The 20,148-nt window shown below is 71.0% G+C and carries 19 protein-coding genes, 1 tRNA gene and 1 riboswitch; of the genes, 8 read left to right on the forward strand and 12 right to left on the reverse strand.

Annotated features, from left to right (window positions below; translation table 11 throughout):
• The 8 genes from thrB to ABD235_RS27010 all read right to left on the reverse strand — a co-directional run bounded on the left by thrB (position 1) and on the right by ABD235_RS27010 (position 7,813).
• A complete protein-coding gene (thrB, locus tag ABD235_RS26975) occupies positions 1–912 on the reverse strand; it encodes a homoserine kinase (RefSeq protein WP_344179099.1) in 912 nt (303 codons plus the stop codon).
• Between the two features lie 76 nt (positions 913–988).
• Positions 989–2,053 (reverse strand): threonine synthase, encoded by a 1,065-nt coding sequence (gene thrC / locus ABD235_RS26980; protein ID WP_344179100.1) that lies wholly within the window; start codon positions 2,051–2,053, stop codon positions 989–991.
• Positions 2,054–2,055: 2 nt separating this feature from the next.
• The gene (locus ABD235_RS26985; protein ID WP_344179102.1) at positions 2,056–3,345 is read right to left on the reverse strand and encodes a homoserine dehydrogenase; all 1,290 of its coding nucleotides are present in this window, start codon (positions 3,343–3,345) and stop codon (positions 2,056–2,058) included.
• Entirely contained in the window at positions 3,342–4,745 is a 1,404-nt protein-coding gene (lysA, locus tag ABD235_RS26990) for a diaminopimelate decarboxylase (protein ID WP_344179105.1), read from the reverse strand. Before lysA ends, ABD235_RS26985 begins: the two co-directional genes overlap by 4 nt.
• Positions 4,742–6,400, reverse strand: coding sequence for an arginine--tRNA ligase (argS, locus tag ABD235_RS26995; RefSeq protein WP_344179107.1), 1,659 nt, complete (start codon positions 6,398–6,400; stop codon positions 4,742–4,744). Before argS ends, lysA begins: the two co-directional genes overlap by 4 nt.
• A 103-nt stretch (positions 6,401–6,503) precedes the next feature.
• Positions 6,504–6,980, reverse strand: coding sequence for a hypothetical protein (locus ABD235_RS27000; protein ID WP_344179109.1), 477 nt, complete (start codon positions 6,978–6,980; stop codon positions 6,504–6,506).
• Between the two features lie 79 nt (positions 6,981–7,059).
• On the reverse strand, positions 7,060–7,581 hold the full coding sequence (locus tag ABD235_RS27005) for a hypothetical protein (RefSeq protein ID WP_344179111.1): 522 nt from the start codon (positions 7,579–7,581) through the stop codon (positions 7,060–7,062).
• Between the two features lie 43 nt (positions 7,582–7,624).
• On the reverse strand, positions 7,625–7,813 hold the full coding sequence (locus ABD235_RS27010; protein WP_344179113.1) for a PspC domain-containing protein: 189 nt from the start codon (positions 7,811–7,813) through the stop codon (positions 7,625–7,627).
• A 180-nt stretch (positions 7,814–7,993) separates the two neighbouring features.
• Between ABD235_RS27010 and ABD235_RS27015 the strand changes: the two genes are divergently transcribed.
• From ABD235_RS27015 to ABD235_RS27045, 7 genes are all read left to right on the forward strand, one after another.
• A tRNA-Arg gene (locus ABD235_RS27015) sits at positions 7,994–8,065 on the forward strand.
• A gap of 320 nt (positions 8,066–8,385) precedes the next feature.
• Positions 8,386–8,498: riboswitch (guanidine-I (ykkC/yxkD leader) on the forward strand.
• A gap of 54 nt (positions 8,499–8,552) precedes the next feature.
• The gene (locus tag ABD235_RS27020) at positions 8,553–10,094 is read left to right on the forward strand and encodes an amino acid permease (protein WP_344179116.1); all 1,542 of its coding nucleotides are present in this window, start codon (positions 8,553–8,555) and stop codon (positions 10,092–10,094) included.
• Positions 10,091–10,693: a DUF1989 domain-containing protein gene (locus tag ABD235_RS27025; RefSeq protein ID WP_344179118.1), complete on the forward strand. Its 603-nt coding sequence runs from the start codon at positions 10,091–10,093 to the stop codon at positions 10,691–10,693. The genes ABD235_RS27020 and ABD235_RS27025 overlap by 4 nt, the downstream gene beginning before the upstream one ends.
• Positions 10,690–11,295 (forward strand): urea amidolyase associated protein UAAP2, encoded by a 606-nt coding sequence (locus ABD235_RS27030; RefSeq protein ID WP_344179120.1) that lies wholly within the window; start codon positions 10,690–10,692, stop codon positions 11,293–11,295. Before ABD235_RS27025 ends, ABD235_RS27030 begins: the two co-directional genes overlap by 4 nt.
• On the forward strand, positions 11,292–13,238 hold the full coding sequence (locus ABD235_RS27035; RefSeq protein WP_344179122.1) for a 5-oxoprolinase/urea amidolyase family protein: 1,947 nt from the start codon (positions 11,292–11,294) through the stop codon (positions 13,236–13,238). The genes ABD235_RS27030 and ABD235_RS27035 overlap by 4 nt, the downstream gene beginning before the upstream one ends.
• On the forward strand, positions 13,235–14,797 hold the full coding sequence (gene atzF, locus ABD235_RS27040; RefSeq protein WP_344179125.1) for an allophanate hydrolase: 1,563 nt from the start codon (positions 13,235–13,237) through the stop codon (positions 14,795–14,797). The genes ABD235_RS27035 and atzF overlap by 4 nt, the downstream gene beginning before the upstream one ends.
• Positions 14,794–15,636: a PhzF family phenazine biosynthesis protein gene (locus ABD235_RS27045; RefSeq protein WP_344179127.1), complete on the forward strand. Its 843-nt coding sequence runs from the start codon at positions 14,794–14,796 to the stop codon at positions 15,634–15,636. The genes atzF and ABD235_RS27045 overlap by 4 nt, the downstream gene beginning before the upstream one ends.
• A gap of 3 nt (positions 15,637–15,639) precedes the next feature.
• Here ABD235_RS27045 and lplAB read toward each other — a convergent pair whose 3' ends face one another.
• From lplAB to ABD235_RS27065, 4 genes are read right to left on the reverse strand one after another with little or no spacing between them, the layout of a single operon-like run.
• The gene (gene lplAB, locus ABD235_RS27050) at positions 15,640–16,689 is read right to left on the reverse strand and encodes a lipoate-protein ligase LplAB (RefSeq protein WP_344179129.1); all 1,050 of its coding nucleotides are present in this window, start codon (positions 16,687–16,689) and stop codon (positions 15,640–15,642) included.
• A gap of 36 nt (positions 16,690–16,725) precedes the next feature.
• Positions 16,726–17,295, reverse strand: a complete 570-nt coding sequence (locus ABD235_RS27055; RefSeq protein WP_344179130.1) for a maleylpyruvate isomerase family mycothiol-dependent enzyme — start codon at positions 17,293–17,295, stop codon at positions 16,726–16,728.
• A gap of 24 nt (positions 17,296–17,319) precedes the next feature.
• Positions 17,320–18,552 (reverse strand): RNA polymerase sigma factor, encoded by a 1,233-nt coding sequence (locus ABD235_RS27060; RefSeq protein WP_344179132.1) that lies wholly within the window; start codon positions 18,550–18,552, stop codon positions 17,320–17,322.
• Positions 18,549–18,881 carry a YciI family protein gene (locus ABD235_RS27065; RefSeq protein WP_344179134.1) on the reverse strand — a complete coding sequence of 111 codons (333 nt, stop codon included), beginning with the start codon at positions 18,879–18,881 and terminating at the stop codon, positions 18,549–18,551. The genes ABD235_RS27060 and ABD235_RS27065 overlap by 4 nt, the downstream gene beginning before the upstream one ends.
• 107 nt (positions 18,882–18,988) lie before the next feature.
• Here ABD235_RS27065 and ABD235_RS27070 point away from each other — a divergent pair, with 107 nt between their 5' ends.
• Positions 18,989–20,083, forward strand: a complete 1,095-nt coding sequence (locus ABD235_RS27070; protein ID WP_344179136.1) for a serine hydrolase domain-containing protein — start codon at positions 18,989–18,991, stop codon at positions 20,081–20,083.
• Positions 20,084–20,148: the final 65 nt, after the last annotated feature.

The following is a 20,148-nucleotide window of genomic DNA, read 5'->3' on the forward strand; positions in this document are numbered from 1 at the left end:
CTAGAGCGTCTTGTCGTCGAACCGGGCGCGGGTGCTTGCGGTGCTCGGCTCCCCGGACCAGACCTGTACGCCGGCTGGATCGATCGCCAGGTCGTGCCGCGTCCAGCCGTCCGGAGCCGCCGGCAGCGCCGGGATCTCCTTGCCCGAAAGGGCATCCAGCACCAAAACGGTAGGACCGGCTCCGCTGACCACGGCCGCCCAACCACTCCCCCGGAGCTTGTGCACGAGGGCCAGCGTCTCCGGCATCACCGGTTCTCTGTACTCCTGGTGCAGGCGGTCCTCGGTCGCCGTCATCAGCAGTCCAGGCCGCGACGTGATCGCCGTCACCAGCAACGCGGCCCGTCCGGCGTTCGCCGCCGCGTCCGCGTGCGGTACGGCGTCCGGAAGCAACCCACGTGCTTGCTTCGTCAGGACTTTCACCTCGGGAACGTAGACCGTCGCGCGCAACTCCGCGACCGGATCGTTCCGCACCGCCCGGCCGACGCCACCGTCGACCCAGGCCGTCGTGAACCCACCCAACGCGGCCGCCGCCACGTTGTCCGGATGCCCCTCGAGCTCGTTGGCCAGCGCGACCACGTGCTCCCGATCGAGCTCGACACCCGCCAGCCCGTACGCCGCCGCGATTCCCCCGACGATCGCCGCCGACGAAGACCCCAGCCCCCGCCCGTGCGGCACCCGGTTCTCGCACTTCAGCACGAAGCCCGGCACAGAAACGCCAAGAGCATCCAGCCCAGCCCGAACAGCCCGCACCACCAGATGCGACTCGTCGAGCGCGACCTCCCCAGCCCCGGCTCCGGACACCTCGACGGAAACCCCGGAGCCGCCAGGGATCACCGTCAGCTCGTCGTACAAACCAAGCGCAAGCCCGAAGGCGTCGAAGCCCGGCCCCAGGTTGGCACTCGTCGCAGGCACCCGAACCCGCACCTCCCCCGGCCCTGCGGGCCGAGGGTCGGTGGGGAGAGAAAGGCCTGACGGAGTCGACTCCAACTCAGACCAGTCCGGCAACTCGGGCGACCGCGTCGGTATCGGCGGGGGTGACCACTGCTTCGGCCGGTGGGGCCGACGACAGTGCGGTGTCGATGTCCTTGAGGCCGTGGCCGGTGACCGTGATGACCACCGTCTGACCACCGTCGACTCGACCGGCTGCCTTCAGTTTCAGCAGGCCTGCCACGCCGGCCGCCGACGCGGGCTCGACGAAAACGCCTTCGCGGGCGGCGAGTTCGCGTTGGGCGGCGAGGATCTGGTCGTCGGTGACGGCCTCGATCAGGCCGCCGGACTCGTCGCGGGCGTTCTCGGCCAGCGTCCAGGACGCCGGGTTGCCGACACGGATCGCGGTCGCCAGGGTGTCCGGCTGCGCGACGATCGCGCCGTTCACGATCGGCGCCGCGCCCTCGGCCTGGAAGCCCCACATCCGCGGCCGTCGCGACGACACCTTGTCCTTGGCGTACTCGCCGTACCCCTTCCAGTACGCCGCGATGTTGCCCGCGTTGCCCACCGGCAGCACGTGCAGGTCCGGCGCGTCGCCGAGGGCGTCGACCACCTCGAACGCGGCCGTCTTCTGCCCTTCCAGGCGGACCGGGTTGACCGAGTTCACCAGCGCGACCGGGTAGTGCTTGCCCAGTTCGCGCACGATCCGCAGGCAGTCGTCGAACCCGCCGTCGACCTGCACCAGCTGCGCGCCGTGCACGATCGCCTGCGCGAGCTTGCCCTGCGCGATCCGCCCGGCCGGGATCAGCACCAGCGGGATCAGCCCGGCCCGCACCGCGTACGCCGCGGCCGAGGCCGACGTGTTCCCGGTCGAGGCGCAGACGACGGCCTTGTCCCCGGCCTGCGCGGCCAGCGAGATCGCGACCGTCATGCCGCGGTCCTTGAACGAACCGGTCGGGTTGTTGCCCTCGACCTTGAGCCAGACCTCGCAGTTGGTCTGCTCGGACAGCCATTGCGCGGCCACCAGCGGCGTACCGCCTTCGCCGAGCGTGACCACCGGAGTGTCCGTCGAGACCGGAAGCCGGTCGCGGTATTCCTCGATCACGCCTCGCCACTGGTGCGCCATGGCTAGTCTCCTTCTACCCGCATCACACTGCTGACTTCACGAACGATGTCCATGTCGCGCAGGGTCTCCACGGTGGCCGAGAGCGCGGCGTCGGTGGCGGTGTGGGTGACCACGACGAGTTGCGCGTCACCGCCCCGGCCCTCCTGGCGGACGGTCTGGATCGACACGTCGTGCTCGGAGAACGCGTGGGCCACCGCGGCCAGTACGCCGGCCTTGTCGGCCACGTCCAGCGACACGTGGTAGCGGGTCATCGCGTCGCCCATCGGCCGCACGGCTCGCTGGGTGTACGACGACTCGCCGACCCCCGGCACTCCCTTGAGCCGGTTGCGCGCGGCGGACACCAGATCCCCGAGGACAGCACTGGCCGTCGGGGCGCCGCCGGCACCACGACCATAGAACATCAGCTGGCCGGCTGCTTTGGATTCCACGAAAACGGCGTTGTAGGCGTCCCGGACCGAGGCCAGCGGGTGGTTCAGCGGGATCATCGCCGGGTAGACGCGGGCGCTGACCGAGTCGGTCACCTCGTCCAGCTCGCAGATCGCCAGCGACTTCACGACGCAGCCCATCTCGCGGGCCGAGGCGATGTCGGTCGCGGACACGTCGGTGATGCCCTCGCGGTGCACGTCGGCGATCGAGACCCGGGTGTGGAAGGCGAGGCTGGCCAGCAGCGCGGCCTTCGCGGCGGCGTCGAAGCCCTCGATGTCGGCGGTCGGGTCGGCCTCGGCGTACCCCAGCGCCTGCGCCTCGGCCAGCGCCTCGTCGAACCCGGCGCCGGTGGAGTCCATCTTGTCCAGGATGTAGTTCGTCGTGCCGTTGACGATGCCCATCACCCGCGTCACGTCGTCACCGGCCAGCGACTCGCGCAGCGGCCGCAGGATCGGGATCGCGCCGGCCACGGCGGCCTCGAAGTACAGGTCGCGCTCGTACTTCTCGGCGGCGGCGAACAGCGTCGGCCCGTCCTCGGCCAGGAGCGCCTTGTTCGCGGTGACGACCGAGGCGCCGTGCTCGAGCGCGGTCAGGATCAGCCCGCGGGCCGGTTCGAGCCCGCCGATCACCTCGATCACCAGGTCCAGGTCGTCGCGGCTGACCAGGGCCTGGGCGTCGGTGGTGATCAGCGACGGGTCGACGGCGATGTCCCGCTCACGCCCACCCCGCCGTACGGCGATGCCCGCGATCTCCAGCGGGGCGCCGACCCGCGCGGCGAGGTCGTCGGCGCGCGTCGTCAGGATGCGAACGACCTCGGTGCCGACGACGCCACAGCCCAGCAGGGCCACCTTCAAAGGCTTGCTCATTCGGCCCCCATGTCCAGAAGCAGCAGGTCGTCCTCGGTCTCACGCCGGACGACGACGCGGGTCTGTCCGTCCTTGACCGCGATCACCGGTGGCCGCGGGACGTGGTTGTAGTTGCTCGCCATCGAACGGCAGTACGCGCCCGTGCCCGGCACGGCGACCAGGTCGCCCGGGCCGACGTCGGAGGGCAGGAACTCGTCCTTGACCACGATGTCGCCGGACTCGCAGTGCTTGCCGACCACGCGCGCCAGCGTCGGGGTGGTGCCGGAGTACCGGTTCGCCAGGGTGCAGGAGTAGTCCGCGTCGTACAGCGCGGTGCGGATGTTGTCGCTCATCCCGCCGTCGACCGACACGTACGTGCGGGAGGCGCCGGCGTCCAGCGCGACCTCCTTGACCGTGCCGACCGAGTAGACCGTGCAGACCGCCGGGCCGACGATCGCGCGCCCGGGCTCGATCGAGATCCGCGGCGCCTCGACCTCGTACGCCCGGCACTCGTGCTCGACGATCTTGGTCATCTCGGTGGCGAGCTGCGCGGGATCGGCCGGGTCGTCCTGCGTCGTGTAGGCGATTCCGAATCCGCCGCCCAGGTCGAGCTCGGGCATGTCCACCCCGAGCTCGTCGGAAACCCTTGCGTGCAAGGCGATCAGGCGCTTCGCGGCCAGCTCGAACCCGGACGTGTCGAAGATCTGCGAGCCGATGTGCGAGTGCAGGCCGAGCAGCTCCAGCTCGGCGGCTTCGTTGACCTTGGCAACGGCTTCGAAGGCCGCGCCGGAGGTGATCGAGAAGCCGAACTTCTGGTCCTCGTGCGCGGTCGCGATGTACTCGTGGGTGTGCGCCTCGACGCCCGCGGTGACCCGGACCATCACCGGCGCGACCAGGCCGCGCTCGGCGGCCAGCTCGATCAGCCGGTCGATCTCGAACAGCGAGTCGACGATGATCCGGCCGACCCCGGCCTCCAGCGCGCGGGTCAGCTCCTGCACGGACTTGTTGTTGCCGTGGAATCCCAGCCGCTTCGGGTCGGCGCCGGCCCGCAGCGCGACGGCGAGCTCACCACCGCTGCAGATGTCGAGGTTGAGCCCCTCCTCCATCACCCAGCGGACGACCGTCGTACAGAGGAAGGCCTTGCCGGCGTAGTAGACGTCCATGTCCTTGAACGCGGTCCTGAACGCGCGCGCCCGGCTGCGGAAGTCGTCCTCGTCCAGCACGTACGCCGGGCTGCCGTGCTCGGCGACCAGGTCGCGCAGGTCGACACCGCCGACGACCAGCGAACCCTCGGCCGACTTCTTCGCCGTACCGGACCAGAGCGCCGGGACCAGGTCGTTGACGTCGCGGGGCGCCCGCAGCCACGGCGGCGCCTTGTGCCCGATGTCGGCGTGCAGCGTGCCCGCCTCGTGCGCCCTCACATCCGCTCCGGAGCGGAGACGCCGAGCAGGTCCAGCCCGTTGGCGAGCACGGTCCTGGTCGCACCGACCAGGGTCAGGCGAGCCTTGTGCACCGGCTCCACCTCCTCGTCGCCGCGCGGGAGCACCCGGCAGCTGTCGTAGAACTTGTGGAAGGCGGACGCGGTGTCCTCCAGGTAGCGGGCGATCCGGTGCGGCTCGCGCAGCTCGGCCGCCGTCGCCACGATCCGCGGGAACTCGGCCAGCGCGCGCAGCAGGTCGCCCTCGCGCTCGTGGCTGAGCAGGCCCGGGTCGAACTCGTCCAGCTTGATGCCCAGGTCGCCGGCGTTGCGCAGGATCGAGGCCAGCCGGGCGTGCGCGTACTGCACGTAGTAGACGGGGTTCTCGCTGGCCTGGCGGGTCATCTCCTCGATGTCCAGCGTCAGCGGCGAGTCGACCGGGAAGCGGTTCAGCGTGTACCGCAGGGGGTCGACGCCGCCCTCCTCGACGAGCTCGGCCAGCGTGACGATGGTGCCGGCCCGCTTGGACAGCTTCATCTCCTCGCCGTTCTTGAGGATCTTCACCAGCTGGCCGATCAGGATCTCGATGTTGTGCTCGGGGTCGTCGCCGGCGCAGGCCGCGATCGCCTTCAGGCGGTTCACGTACCCGTGGTGGTCGGCGCCGAGCAGGTAGATCGCGACCTCGAAGCCGCGCTCGCGCTTGTTCACGTAGTACGCCGCGTCCGAGGCGAAGTACGTCGGCTCGCCGTTGGACCGGATCAGCACCCGGTCCTTGTCGTCGGTGAAGTCGGTCGTGCGCATCCACAGCGCGCCGTCGTCGTCGTACAGGTGGCCCTGGGCGCGGAGCTTCTCGATCGCGTGGCCGACGCCGTCCTGCTCGTGCAGGCTGCGCTCGGAGTACCAGACGTCGAACTTGGTGCGGAAGTGCTCGAGCTGGTCCTGCTGCTCTTTGAGCTGCCGCTCGTACCCGGCCTCGCGGAAGGCGATGGTCTGCTCGTCGTCGGGCAGGTCGGTGATGCCCGGGACCTCCTCGACGATCCGCCGCGCCAGGTCACCGATGTACTCGCCGTGGTAGCCGTCCTCGGGGATCGGCTCACCGTGCGCGGCGGCCTTCAGCGAGGCCCCGAACTTGTCCATCTGGGCGCCGCGGTCGTTGACGTAGAACTCCCGCGTGACCACCGCGCCGGCCTTGGTCAGCACCCGGGCCAGCGCGTCGCCGACGGCGGCCCAGCGGGTGTGGCCGAGGTGCAGCGGACCGGTCGGGTTGGCCGAGATGAACTCGAGGTTGATCGCCTGGCCCTTCAGGCTGTCGCTGCTGCCGTACGACGGCCCGGCGTCGAGGATCGACTGCGCGATCTTGCCCTGGGCATCGGCGGCGACCCGGATGTTGATGAAGCCCGGGCCGGCGATCTCGACGGCGGTGATCGCCTCGTCGGTGCCCAGCTTGGCGGCGAGCAGCTCGGCGAAGGCGCGCGGGTTCATCCCCGAGCGCTTGCCCAGCTGCATCGCGACGTTGGTGGCGTAGTCCCCGTGCTCGGGGTTCTTGGGGCGCTCGACCTTCAGCTCGCCCGGCAACCCGCCGTCGACAGTGATGGTGCCGTCGTCGACGAGCGCGGTCAGGGCCTGCAGGATCTTCTCAGCGAGCTGTTCCGGAGTCACCCGCTCAGCCTAATGGCCCGCGTCCCAGCCTCCACCTTCGCCATCCACAGGCCGGGACCCACCGCCACCCCAGGCGTGTCCCGCGCCACGGCCCCGGCGGGACTCAGGCGGGGCTGAGGCGGAGGATGGCGAGGGTCTCCACGCCGTTGCCCGCGGGGTGACGCTGGTTGACGGTGACCGTCACGACGTCGAGCTTGCCGATCCGGGCCCGGTAGCCAGGCTGCTGGCCGATGCTGCCGGTCGCGTCGGGGCTCTTGCCGGCGAAGTCGACGCCGCTCGAGGTCGCCTTGCTCACGACGAGCGTGCCGAAGCCGGCGACACTCTGCTTCATCGGGACCTTGGTGCCGGTGCGGACGTAGATCTCGCAGGCACCGTCCTTGCAGGCGGGGTAGTTGAACCCGTCCTTGGCGTGCGGGCCGGTCGGGAGCGGGGCGGCGGTCGACAGCGAGGCGCTGGGCTCTTCGCTCGGGGGTGGCGAGCCCGGACCGCCGGCCGGGTCCGCGCTGGTGTCGCTCCCACCACTGCAGGCGGTGAGACTGACCGCCAGGGCGGCGGCGGCCAGGGGCGTACTGGTTCGCATGCGCTCAGCCAAGCGTAAGGGGCGGGTCACCGGCCGCAGTCTGCCACCTTCCGGGCGGCCCGCGTTCCACCTGGCGGACCTACCGCGTCACGGTGACCTGGATCTTGCTCTGGCGGACCAGCTTGGTGTCCCACGCGGCCGGCCGGCCGTTCAGTTCGACCTTCACCGTGCCACAGACGTCGCCGACGCACTTGCCGTCGTACCGGACGCCCCAGAGCTGGAAGAACTGGCGCAGCGTCGGCCGCTCGGCCTTGGTCTTCGCCTCGACGTAGACCAGGCCGTCGTCGGTGTGCGTGTGCACCGCGGCCTGCTCCGCGCGGACCCGGTCGACGCCGATCCCGGCCGGGATCTTCACCGGCTTGCCGTCGAGGGTGAGCGCGAGGTTCACCGTGTACGGCATCGGCCCGCTGAAGTCGAGCGGCAGCCGTTCCATCCCGGCCTGGTCCATGTAGGAGACCGCATCGCGCGGCGCGTCCCACGGCGGCGGCCCGTCCCGGGTCTCGGCCGGGCCGGGCGGGGCCGGACCGACCTGGCAGCCGGCCGCCACCACCGGGAGCACCGCCAGTACGACGGCGGCGAACACCCGGCGGCCTGCTCTCATGGGGAGCAGGGTTTCACGGCCGTACGCCGCGCCGCGCAGGAGGTCAGTCCTCGGAGGGCATCAAGACCCAGAGCACGAGGTAGATCAGGAACTGGGGCCCGGGCAGGATGCAGCTGATCACGAAGATCAGGCGCATGGTGTTCGGCGTGGTCCCGAACCGGCGCGCGAGACCGGCGCAGACGCCGCCGATCCAACGACCGCGGCTCGGACGGACCAATGTGGTGGAGGCCATGAGGTCGAGTTTCCTTTCGGCTGTCGAGGGGTTACGTCCACTATGACGCCCGCCCGTCCCGGCGAGATCCCGCCGCGCGGACGAGCCAGGGACGGTTCAGGGGTCACCCCGACGGCTCACCGGACCCCGCCCGATTCGGGACTAGGCGGCATCACCTGCTACTGTTCTGCTCGTTCCTGAGCCCCCGTAGCTCAGGGGATAGAGCACCGCCCTCCGGAGGCGGGTGCGCAGGTTCGAATCCTGCCGGGGGCGCCGTACGACGAAGGCCTGAGCATCAGCTCGGGCCTTTTTTTCGTGTCCCCCGGACCCCTGGCGGTTTCCCGTCACGCCGGATCCTGCCAGCCGCGAACCGGCGCCGATTTCGTTGCCGCGTGCCACCGTCGGGGTGTCCATCCCCCCGTCGCCGAACAGGTCGCGGGACAGCGAGACCCCCGGTTCACAGCTGGCACCGGGCGTCCTCACAGGCGATCACCGGTTCCGGCCGGTGGTGTGAGGTGGTGTTCACAGACGTGTTACCGCGGGCGTCGGGAGGCGAAACACGCAGGCCCTGAACTGGACAAGACCCGCCGACGGCGGGGCGCCCCTAGGGTTCCGCTTCCGGTGACGGGAGGACTGGTCCGAGAGGGGAGACGGAACCGGCCGCGGCGCCGGATCCGTTCCACGGCGGGACAAAAGCCCGGGAGGCCTTGATGGCCCGGGCTGCCGTGCGGTTTCCGGGCCGACTCGCCGGGAGGCCCGGATGTCAGCAACTCTTGATCGCCCTGAGGTGGACGGTGTCAGCGCGGCCGAGCTGAGCGGTTTCGGCTACGAGCAGCAGTTGCACCGGCGGGTCGGGCGGTACGCGTCGTTCGCGGCCGGCTTCTCCTTCGTGTCGATCCTGACCACGGTGTTCCAGCTCTTCGGGCTCGGCTACGGGTTCGGCGGTACGGCGTTCTTCTGGACGTGGCCGGCCGTCCTCGTCGGCCAGCTCACCGTCGCCCTGTGCTTCGCCGAACTGGCCGCGCGCTACCCGCTGTCCGGCGCCATCTACCAGTGGTCCCGCCGGCTCGGCGGCGCGGTCGTCGGCTGGTTCGCGGGCTGGACGATGGTGATCGCGCAGATCGTCACCGTCGCGGCGGCCGCGATCGCCTTGCAGGTGGTGCTTCCGGCGGTCTGGTCCGGCTTCCAGCTGATCGGCACCGACCCCTCACTGGCTTCGCGAGACGGTGCGGCCAACGCCGTACTGCTGGGCTGTCTGCTGCTCGTCGTGACCACCACCCTCAACGCCGTCAGCGTCCGCGTGACCGCGATCGTCAACTCGGTCGGCGTCACCTGCGAACTGATCGGCGTCGTCCTCCTCGTCGTGCTGCTGATCGGGCACGCCGAGCGCGGGCCCGAGGTCGTGCTGCACACCACGAACCTGGACAGCACGACCGGGTACGTCGTACCGCTGCTGATCTCGGCACTGATGGCCGCCTACGTCCTGGTCGGTTTCGACAGCGCCGGAGAGCTCTCCGAGGAGACCCACAAACCGCGCGCCACCACGCCGCGCACGATCATCCGCGCGGTCCTGGCCTCCGGCCTGGGCGGCGCGTTCCTCATCGTCGCCGCGCTGATGGCCGCGCCGTCGCTCACCGACGGGGAGCTGGCGCTGGGCGGACTGCCGTACGTGCTCACCAGCAGCCTCGGGACGACGACCGGCAAGCTGCTCCTGCTCGACGTCGCCTTCGCCGTCTGTGTCTGCACGCTGGCGATCCAGACCGCCGCGGCCCGGATGATCTTCTCGATGGCCCGCGACAACGTCCTGCCGTTCTCGAACCACCTGCGCCGCGTCTCGGACCGCACCGGTACGCCTGTGCTCGCGACCGTCGTACCGGGCGTCGGAGCGGCCGTCTGCCTGGCGGTCAACGTCGGGAACGCGGGCCTGTTCCTCGGCCTGGCGAGCGTCTGCATCACGTTGCTCTACATCGCCTACCTGCTGGTCACCGGGCCGCTGCTCCTCCAGCGCCTCAAAGGCAACCCGCTCCCGGACGGCGTCGACGAGGACGGCCGGAAGCTCTTCTCCCTGGGCCGTTTTGGCCTTCCGATCAACCTCGTCGCCGTGGTCTACGGCCTCGCGATGGCGATCAACCTCGGCTGGCCGCGGGCGGAGGTGTACGACCCGGCCGGCGAAGGCTGGTACCTGCACTACCTTCCGCTGATCGTCCTGGCCGCGACCGCGGTCGGCGGCGTACTGGCCTACCGGTACCAGCGGACGAGCTACCACCGGTCGATCAGCCAGGTCGCGGCGGTGACCGCATGACCTATCAGCACGAGATCCCCGCCGGCGCAGCCTGGTCCTTCCCCGTCCGCGCAGGCCGGCTGATCAGGCTGACCGCCCTCGCGCCCGACCCGAACGCGACGATGCTGCTGTTCGGCCCCGACCGGCTCGACCGGCTCAACGTCCCCGACACCTTGAAGGCGCAGATGTCGGCCCGCGTCCGGCCGCCGATGGTCCTGATGTCGGACCGCGGACTCGCCCTCGCGTCCGTCACGGCGTCGAGCCTCGACTGGCACGACTGCCTCAGCGGCTTCGTCCACGACACCCTCTTGACCGTCGAGCTCGCCAAGTACGGCCTGGGCGAGGCCGACCTCCACGGCAGCGTCAACTTCTTCTCGAAGGTCGCCATCGACGACCGGTCCGCGCTGACGTACGTCCCCGGCCATGCGGCAGCGGGCGACACCGTCGACCTCCGGACCGAGCAGGACGTGCTCGTGGTCGTCTCGACCGCGCGGCACCCCTTGTCCGACCAGGACCCGGCGGCCGTCCGCATCGAGGTGTCACCGGCCACCGAGGCCCACCGACCACAGCGCGACGAGGCGGCGCGCGCGCTCGAGATGTCGAGGAGGACGCTGGTATGACCCCCACGCTCGACACCGTCGTCCCCGCCGGCGACGGTGCGCTGATCCCTGTCCCGCGCGGCGGCCGGCTCCGCATCGTCGACCTGCACGGCAACCAGGCCGTCGACACCCTGCTCTACGACGCGCACGACCTCGGCAACCGGTACTCCGCGTTCGACACCGTCCGCGAGCAGCGCGCGGTCTTCCTGACCACCGGCTCCCGCCTCCTCTCGACGCGGCTCGACGAGCTCGCGGTCGTCACCGCCGACACCTGCGGCCGGCACGACACGATCGGCGGCGCCTGCTCGCAGGAGAGCAACGTCATCCGGTACGGCGAGCAGACGCGTCACCAGCACGCGTGCCGGCAGACCTTCCTGCGGTACGGCGCGCAGGCCGGCATCGGGCAGCGCCAGCTCGGCCACAATCTCAACTTCTTCATGAACGTCCCCGTCGAGCCCGACGGCTCCCTGAGGTTCGACGACGGCCTGTCCGCACCGGGCAAGTACGTCGAGCTGACCGCTTCCCGCGACCTGCTGGTGCTGATCAGCAACTGCCCCCAGGTCAACAACCCCTGCAACGGCTGGAACCCCACGCCCGTCCAGCTGCTCGGGTGGTGGCAGTGATCACCGTCATCGCACCGGGGCTGCAGACCACGATCCAGGATCTCGCCGGCCGCCAAGGGCTGTGGGACGTCGGCGTACCGCCGTCGGGTGCGGTCGACGAGCTCACGTTCGCGCTGCTGAACGCGGCCGTCGGCAACCCCGAGAACGCGGCCGGCCTGGAGTGCGTCGTGGCCGGGCCGACGCTGACGACCGACGAGGACCGGCTGGTCTGCGTCGGCGGTGCGGCCACCCGGGCCACCATCGACGGATGGCACCTGCGCCCCGGCCTGGTCGTGATGCTGCCCGCCGGCGCGACCCTCGACGTCGGCCCGCTCGACGGGCCCGGCATGCGCGGGTACGTCGCGATCGCGGGCGGCCTCGCCGTCCCGCGGGTGCTCGGCAGCCGATCCACCTTCACCCTCGGCGGCTTCGGCGGACTTCAAGGACGGCCTCTCCGAGCGGGCGACACGATTCCGCTGGGCCGGCAGGAGAACCTGTTGTCTCCGGCAACCATCTCGCTCCCGCGGCTGAGCACCGACTGGACGCTGCGGGTCGTTCCCGGTCCGCACGGCGCGCCCGACCACCTCACCGACGAGGGCGTCCGGCAGTTCTTCGCCGCCGACTGGACGGTGGACCACCGGTCCGACCGCACCGGTGTCCGGCTGGTCGGTCCCACGCCGGAGTGGTCCCGTGAGGACGGCGGCGAGGCGGGTCTGCACCCGTCCAACCTGCACGACTCGGCGTACCCGGTGGGCGGCATCATGCTGTCCGGCGACACCCCGGTGATCGTCGGCAAGGACGGCCCGTCGCTCGGCGGGTTCGTCGTACCGGCGGTGGTGATCGAGGCGGATCGCTGGATGCTCGGGCAGTTGCGGCCGGGCGACGCCGTACGGCTTCGACCGGTGTCGCCTGACGAGGCCGCCGAGGCGATGCGGGTACGGCGTACTTGGCTGGCCGATCTGCGGCAGGAGCCGACGCCGGCCCTTCCGGTCGGCTGCGGGCCGGAGCGGCCCGCCGAGCTGCACCGGGCCGACGCGGCCGACAGCGCACCGGCGTACACGATCAGGAGGTCCGGGGACCGGCACCTGCTGGTCGAGGCGGGCCCCACCGAGCTGGACCTCACGGTGCGGGTGTGGATTCACCTGCTCGCCGAGGCGTTGCGCGCCGACCGTCCCGACGGTGTTGTCGAGATCGTCGAGGGGGTCCGGTCGGTGCTGGTGTCGATCGACTCGGCCCGGCTCGGCCTGGACGAGCTGGCGAAACGGCTCACGGTCCTGGCCGACGGGCTGGCCGATCCGGCGGCCGTGATCCTGCCCGCCCGCGAGGTGATCCTGCCGATCGCGTTCGACCATCCGCTGGCCCACGAGGCGATGCGGCGCTACCAGACCTCGGTCCGGCCGGACGCGCCCTGGTGCCCGGACAACGTCGAGTTCATCCGCCGGGTCAACGACCTGGACGAGCGGTCCGAGGTGTTCGACATCGTTGCCGCGGCCACCTATCTGGTGGTCGGGCTGGGCGACGTCTACCTCGGCGCTCCGGTCGCCGTACCGATCGATCCGCGGCACCGGCTCGTCACCACCAAGTACAACCCGGCCCGGACCTGGACCCCGCAGAACGCCGTCGGCATCGGCGGGATCTACCTGTGCGTCTACGGCATGGAAGGGCCGGGCGGTTACCAGCTCGTCGGCCGGACCGTGCCGGTCTGGCGGCTGTCGGAGCGCGACGAGCAGCCGTGGCTGCTGCGGCAGTTCGACCGGATCCGCTTCACCCCCGTCAGTCCGGAGGAACTCGCCCGGCAACGGGCGGACATCAAGGCCGGCCGGGCCGATCTCGAGGTGAGACCCGCGACGTTCTCGGTCGCGGACGTCCGCCGCATCGAACAGGAGGCACCGATGGATATCGTCACCGTGCGCGCGAAGAGGCGCGCCGCGTTCGACGCCGAGCGGGCGAGGTGGGGCGCATGACGGTCTGGATCTCGCGCGTCCCGGCGACCGAGGCGCGGCCCGGGCCGCTGCACGGACTGACGATGGCGCTCAAGGACAACATCGACCTGGCCGGCGTACCGACCACGGGCGGCGATCCGCGCAACACGGTGCCCGCGGCGCGGAACGCGTTCGTGGTCGACCGGCTGGTCGAGGCGGGCGCGGTGCCGTTGGGCAAGACGAATCTGGATCAGTACGCGACCGGGCTCGTGGGCACGCGGTCGCCGTACGGGGCCTGCCACTCGGTGTACTCCGCGGAGCACATCTCGGGTGGTTCGAGTGCGGGCAGTGCTGTCGCGGTGGCGTCCGGAGAGGTCGACTTCGCGCTGGGCACCGACACCGCCGGGAGCGGCCGGGTGCCGGCGGCCTTCAACGGGATCGTCGGGATCAAGCCGAGCAAGGGGCTGGTTTCGACGTCCGGGGTGATTCCGGCCTGCCGGTCGCTGGACTGCGTCACGGTCTTCGCACGGACCGTCGCGACGGCTCGGCGTGCGTTCGACGTGATGGTGGATTTCGACGCGGCCGATCCCTACGCGCGCGAGTTGCCTCGGGCTGCCCCGCTGAGCGGCGTGCCGCGGATCGGCGTACCGGATCGGCCGCTGGGGCTGGATCCGCTGCACGAGAAGGCCTGGGCGGAGGCGCTCGATCGCGCGGCGGAGGTGGGCGCCGTCGTACCGGTGGATGTGGGTGCGCTGCTCGAGACGGCCGACCTGCTGTACTCCGGGCCGTGGCTGGCCGAGCGCTGGCTCGCGTTCGGCGACAAGCTCGACGACGATCCGGCGGTGGACCCGACCGTGCGGTCGATCGTCCGGCGAGGTGCCGGGCTGACCGCGTCGGAGACGTTCGCCGGGTTCGACCGGCTGGCCGAGCTGAGGAGGCAGTCCGAGCCGCTGTGGGCCGTGGTGGATGCGCTGCTGCTGCCGGTGACGGAGTCGCACCCCACGCTGGCCGAGGTGGCCGCGGACCCGGTCGGGGTGAACAGCCGGATGGGCCGGTTCACGAACATGGTGAACCTGCTGGACCTGTGCGCGGTCGCGTTTCCGGGTCCTTTGCGGGAGGACGGCCTGCCGTTCGGCGTCCAGCTGCTGGCTCCGGCCGGGCACGACGACCTCGTCATCGACCTGGCGTCGAGGTGGTGCGGTGAGGAGGAGATCCTGCTCGCGGTGGCGGGCGCGCACCTGACCGGTGAGCCGCTCAACCACGAGCTCGTACGGCGGGGCGCCCGGCTGGCGTTCGAGAGCCGGACTGCCCGCGACTACAGCATGTTCCTGGTCGACGGTCCGGTCCCGCGGCCGGGACTGACCCGCACTCTGCCGTCGGGAGACGGTCCCGGGATCGAGGTGGAGATCTGGAGCCTGGCGCCTGCCGCGTTGGCGGACTTCCTCACCACGGTCACTCCCCCGCTGGCAATCGGTCCGATCACACTCGCCGACGACCGGCAGGTACTGGGGTTCGTCTGCACCGCCGAGGTCGCCGATCCCGCGCGAGAGATCACCCACCACGGCAGCTGGCGCGGTTATCGATCCACAATGGCTCCATGACGGTTCTGCGCTACACCGCGTTCACCACTGATCCGGCCGGCGGCAATCCCGCCGGCGTCGTACTCGATGCCGCCGGGCTGACCGACGCGGCGATGCAGGAGATCGCGGCGGAGGTCGGGTACTCCGAGAGTGCGTTCCTGACGTCCGGAGTGGAAGGTGCGGACGGCGTGGTGCCGATCCGGTACTTCTCGCCGCAGGCGGAGGTGCCGTTCTGCGGGCACGCGACGGTGGCGACCGCGGTCGCGGTGGCCGAGCGGGTCGGGCCCGGCGAGCTGACGTTCTCGACGCCGGCCGGGCTGGTGCCGGTGGTGGTCGAGCAGGGCCCGGACGGGCTGCGGGCGACGTTGACGAGCGTCGAGCCGTCGATCGAGGCAGTGGGCGACGTCGCCGACGTGCTGGACATGCTCGGCTGGAAGGCCGACGAGCTGGATCCGGAGCTTCCGCCGTACGTCGCCTTCGCAGGAGCGCGGCACCTGGTGCTGGCCGCGTCGACGCGGCAGCGGCTGGCGGACCTCGACTACGACTTCGACCGGCTGCGGGCGTACATGCTGGAGCGCGACCTGACCACGCTGCAGCTCGTCTGGCGGGAGTCGGAGACGGTGTTCCACGTGCGCGACCCGTTCCCGGTCGGTAGGGTCGTCGAGGACCCGGCGACCGGTGCGGCGGCTGCCGCCTTCGGGGCCTACCTGCGCGAGCTGGAGCTGGTGCAACCGCCGGTCACGCTGCAGCTCCACCAGGGGGACGACCTCGGCCGGCCGAGCCGCATCGAGGTCGAGCTGCGCGACGGCGACCACCGAGTACGGGTCAGCGGCAACGCGGTCGTGATGGCCCCTGCCTGAGCGTTACGGGACCTGCCTGAGCCATTCCTCGGTGCCGAACTTCTTGACCACGCGCTCCTCGGCCTCGGCGACGGTTTCCGCGGAGATCTCGCCGGGGGCCAGGCCGTAGCGGCCGCGGAAGGAGGCGACCATGCGGTCGATCACGTCGGCGCGCTCGAGGCCGGTCTGGCTGCGCAGCGGGTCGACGCGCTTGGCGGCGCTCTTGGTGCCCTTGTCGGACAGCTTCTCGCGGCCGATCCGCAGCACCTGCAGCATCTTCGCGGCGTCCATGTCGTAGGCCATCGTCACGTGGTGCAGCACCGCGCCGCCGGCGAACCGCTTCTGCGCGGCGCCCGCGATCTTGCCCGCGGGCGAGGTGATGTCGTTGATCGGCTGGTACGTCGCGGCGATCCCGAGGTCGTTGAGCGCGCCGATCACCCAGTCGTCCAGGAACGCGTACGAGTCGACGTACGACAGGCCGGAGACCAGCGACTCGGGGACGTAGAGCGAGTACGTGATCGTGTTGCCCGGCTCGACGAACATCGCGCCGCCGCCACTGATCCGCCGTACGACGGTGACGTCGTGCTCGGCCGCGCCGTCCAGGTCGACCTCGTTGGCCAGGGACTGGAAGCTGCCGATGATCACCGCGTTCGACGCCCACTCCCAGACCCGCAGCGTCGGCGGGCGCTCGCCCGAGCCGACCTGCTCGGTCAGCACCTCGTCGAGGGCCATCTGCAGCGCGGGCTCGCGCGGTACGTCGTGCACGAGCTCCCACGGGTGGTCGTGCCAGCCGGTCGCCCCGGTCAGCGCCCGCCGGACGGCGACCGCGACCGCCTCCGGCGAGAACCCGAGCATCTCGACGCCGTCGCCGAGCACCGCCTTGATCCGGGCGGCGACCTGCGCGGCGGGCAGGTCGGTCGGCGTACCGGCCAGGGCCGCGTTGATCCGCTGCAGTGCGTCGTCGGGTTCGAGGAAGAAGTCCCCGCTGATCTGGGCCCGCAGGACCGTGTCGTCGAGAACCTCGAGGTCGGCTACGACGAGCTTGCCGCCGGGGACCTTGTACTCACCATGCACACCACGCACAACCCCGCGGGCGGCGCGGTTGTTCCCTCAGGTCCGGCCGGTGATCCTGAGCAGCAGGTTCTGTGCGGTGTCCCTGACCACGGTGCCGGTGCCGAGGGTCCAGTCGAGATCGGTCGCCTGGAGCTGGGTGCCGGTGAGGTTCACGCCGAAGTACTTGAGCTGCTTCGCGCCGGCGCTGCCGAGGACGAGTTGCAGGCGGTCGAGCGGGACCTGGCGGTCGATGCCTAGGGCAACCGTGACGTCGAGGCCGTGGATGACGTCGTGGGACAGGGCGCCCTCGTAGCCCCCGCCCGGGGGTTTCCACTGGTGGTGGATGTTGGCCTCCAGGGTGTCGGTCAGCTCGTCCGGAGTCAGGGCGGCGGCGTCCGCACGGGCCACGCGGTCGGCCATCCGGTTGAAGTTGCCGCGGCTCCTCAGCATCTCCTTGAGGAAGCGTGGCGTGGAGTAGCGGTACGGCATCACGAGGTGCGCCACCAGTTCGCGGACCCGCCAGCCCTCGCACAGGGTGCTCCGGTCCCAGTCCTCGGCGGACAGGCTGCGGAGTACTGCGACGAGGTCGGTGCGCTCGGCGACGATGGCTGTCTGTACGTCGGTCATGCCCTACCGACGGACGGCGGACGCCTAGACGGACACCTGGCCCAGACGGCGTTGCAGGTAGGTCTGCTCGGCCTCCGTCTTGGTCAGCTCGAGCGCGGCCCGGTAGGCGTCGGCCGCCTCGGCTCGGCGGCCCAGTCGGCGCAGGAAGTCGGCACGGGTCGCCGGGAGCAGGTAGTACCCGTCCAGGCCCTCCAGCGTGTCCAGCAGCTTCAGCCCGACCGCCGGGCCGTCGGCCATGCCGATGGCGACGATCCGGTTGAGCCTGACGATCGGTGTCTGCTTCAGCTGCGCGTACAGCGCGGCGATCTGCGGCCAGTCGGTGTCAGCAGCAGTCGGCGCGGTCGCATGGCAGGCGGCGATGGCTGCTTGGATTTGGTACGGACCCGGCTGCCGCCTGGTGAGAGCCGCGTCCAGCAGGTCGGTGCCCTCGGTGATCTCGTCCAGGTGCCAGCGGCTGCGGTCCTGCTCCTCCAGCGTGACCAGTACGCCGCCTTCCGACCGGGTGTCTCGCCGCGCGTTGTGCAGCAGCATCAGCGCGAGCAGTCCGGTCGCCTCCGGCTCGTCCGGCATCAGCCGCACCAGCAGCCGAGCCAGCCGGATAGCCTCAGCGGCCAGCCCGTCCCGTACGAGCTCAGCGCCCGCAGTCGCGGCGTACCCCTCGTTGAACAGCAGGTAGAGCACAGCCAGTACGGCGGGAGTCCGCTCGGGCAGCAGGTGGTCCGGCGGCACCCGGTACGGGATGCCGGCGTGCTTGATCTTCTGCTTCGCCCGGGTGAGCCGCTTGGACATCGCCTCCTCCCCCACCAGGAAGGCTCGCGCGATCTCGGCGGTGCTCAGCCCGGCCAGCGTCCGCAGCGTCAGCGCGACCCGGGACTCCATCGCCAGCGCCGGGTGGCAGCAGGTGAACATCAGCCGCAGCAGGTCGTCCTGCACGACGCTCGCAAGCTCCTCCCCCGCACCGAACGCGCCTGCCACATCGCCGTCCGGTTCAGCCATCACCGCCACCTCTCGCAGCTTCGCGGCCCCGACCGCCTCACGCCGCATCCAGTCGATCGCCCGCCGCCGGGCCGTGGTGGTCAGCCACGCCCCGGGCTTGTCCGGTACGCCGTCCTCGGGCCAGTGCCGCAGCGCCGCCGCGAACGCCTCCTGGACGCACTCCTCGGCCACCTCCCAGTCCCCGGTGACCCGGATCAGCGTGGCCAGCACCTGGCCCCACTCCTCCCGGAACACCTGGTCCAGCCGGTCGGCAACACTCACGCCTGCGGCCCGTCGATCACCGGCCGGATCTCGATCGTCCCGTACGACGCCGCCGGGTGCCTGCCGGCGATCTCGATCGCCTCGTCCAGGTCCGCGCACTCGATCAGCACGAACCCGCCGATCTGCTCCTTGGTCTCCGCGAACGGCCCGTCGGTCAGCAGCAGCTCGTCGCCCCGCACCCGAACCGTCGTCGCCTCCCGCGGCGGCCGCAGCCCCGCGCCACCCCGGACGACCCCGCGGGCCTCCATCTCCTCCGACCAGCCGCCGCACCCGTCCTCCGCGTGCGCCTCGGCCGACTCGTCCCCACAGATCATCAACAAGTACTTCATCCGGACTCCTCTCCACCCCACCGACGAACGGGACCGGCGACCCCGGACACCTCACACGGTACGCAAATCAATTGGTCCCAGGCCTGAACTCGGCTTTGATGAGGTCCATGGCCGACCTGCACGGGACCTGCGACGAGCGGTTCGCCGCCGTGCAGGCCACCTTTGCGCGCTTCCTCGACACCAAGGACGTCGGGGCGTCGGTCGCCGTGTCCGTCGGCGACGAGCTGGTGGTCGACCTCTGGGGCGGGTACGCCGACGCCCGGCGCACCCGTCCGTGGGAACGGGACACGATCACCTGCGTCTGGTCCACCACCAAGACCATGACCGCGCTGTGCCTGCTGGTCCTCGCCGATCGTGGCGTGGTCGACCTGGACGCGCCGGTCGCGTCGTACTGGCCGGAGTTCGGGGCCGCCGGCAAGGAAAATGTCCTGGTCCGGCACGTGCTCGGGCACACCGCCGGCCTGCCGACCTGGCACGAGCCGCTGCGCACCGAGCAGCTCTACGACTGGGAAGCCATGACCTCTCTCCTGGCCGAGCAGCAGCCGAGCTCGCCGCCGGGTGAGGTCGGCGCCTACCACGCGATCACGCAGGGATACCTGCTCGGCGAGGTCGTCCGCCGCGTCACCGGGCGGAGCCTGGCCGCGTTCTTCGCCGACGAGGTGGCCGGTCCGCTCGACGCCGACTTCCGGATGGTGGTCGCGCCGGAGGAGGACCACCGGGTCGCCGAGATCATCCCGGCGACGAGCCGGGCACCAGAGCTGAGCTCGATGGGCGAGGGCAACCCGCCGCTGCCCGCCGAGGTCGCCAACACCGAGGCCTGGCGACGGGCCGACATCCCCTCCGCCGCCGGCTACGGCAACGCGCGCTCGGTCGCCGCCGTCCAGGCCGTGCTGGGCAACGGCGGCGTGGCTCACGGCGTACGGCTGCTCTCGAAGGCCGGCTGCGAGCGGGTGCTGGAGCAGCAGTTCGCCGGGACCGACCAGGTCTTCGACCGGCCGATCCGGTACGGGATGGGCTACAGCCTGCAGGGGCGAGCGTGTTCGTGGGGAGGCTGGGGCGGATCGCTGGTGCTGGTCGACCTGGACACCGGCCTGACCGTCGCCTACGTGATGAACCGGATGCTCGAGGAGGGCCCGCTCGGCGACGACCGGGGACTGGAGCTGCTGATGGCGGCGTACGACGGTCTCCTGAACGTCACTTGAGCCTGCCCTTCCCGGCAACCCGACGCGCCTACACTGAATTCGTTTGTGGCCTGTGCCGTGAGCGT

Origin of the sequence: Kribbella lupini (genome assembly GCF_039529595.1) — a bacterium.
GTDB lineage: Bacteria > Actinomycetota > Actinomycetes > Propionibacteriales > Kribbellaceae > Kribbella > Kribbella lupini.

Excerpts from the sequence above, each read along its gene's own strand:
- thrC (WP_344179100.1), bottom strand. The coding sequence starts at position 2,053 with ATGGCGCACCAGTGGCGAGGCGTGATCGAGGAATACCGCGACCGGCTT.
- ABD235_RS26985 (WP_344179102.1), bottom strand. The coding sequence starts at position 3,345 with ATGAGCAAGCCTTTGAAGGTGGCCCTGCTGGGCTGTGGCGTCGTCGGC.
- ABD235_RS27000 (WP_344179109.1), bottom strand. The coding sequence starts at position 6,980 with ATGCGAACCAGTACGCCCCTGGCCGCCGCCGCCCTGGCGGTCAGTCTC.
- ABD235_RS27005 (WP_344179111.1), bottom strand. The coding sequence starts at position 7,581 with ATGAGAGCAGGCCGCCGGGTGTTCGCCGCCGTCGTACTGGCGGTGCTC.
- ABD235_RS27010 (WP_344179113.1), bottom strand. The coding sequence starts at position 7,813 with ATGGCCTCCACCACATTGGTCCGTCCGAGCCGCGGTCGTTGGATCGGC.
- ABD235_RS27020 (WP_344179116.1), top strand. The coding sequence starts at position 8,553 with ATGTCAGCAACTCTTGATCGCCCTGAGGTGGACGGTGTCAGCGCGGCC.
- ABD235_RS27025 (WP_344179118.1), top strand. The coding sequence starts at position 10,091 with ATGACCTATCAGCACGAGATCCCCGCCGGCGCAGCCTGGTCCTTCCCC.
- ABD235_RS27030 (WP_344179120.1), top strand. The coding sequence starts at position 10,690 with ATGACCCCCACGCTCGACACCGTCGTCCCCGCCGGCGACGGTGCGCTG.
- atzF (WP_344179125.1), top strand. The coding sequence starts at position 13,235 with ATGACGGTCTGGATCTCGCGCGTCCCGGCGACCGAGGCGCGGCCCGGG.
- ABD235_RS27045 (WP_344179127.1), top strand. The coding sequence starts at position 14,794 with ATGACGGTTCTGCGCTACACCGCGTTCACCACTGATCCGGCCGGCGGC.
- ABD235_RS27055 (WP_344179130.1), bottom strand. The coding sequence starts at position 17,295 with ATGACCGACGTACAGACAGCCATCGTCGCCGAGCGCACCGACCTCGTC.
- ABD235_RS27065 (WP_344179134.1), bottom strand. The coding sequence starts at position 18,881 with ATGAAGTACTTGTTGATGATCTGTGGGGACGAGTCGGCCGAGGCGCAC.
- ABD235_RS27070 (WP_344179136.1), top strand. The coding sequence starts at position 18,989 with ATGGCCGACCTGCACGGGACCTGCGACGAGCGGTTCGCCGCCGTGCAG.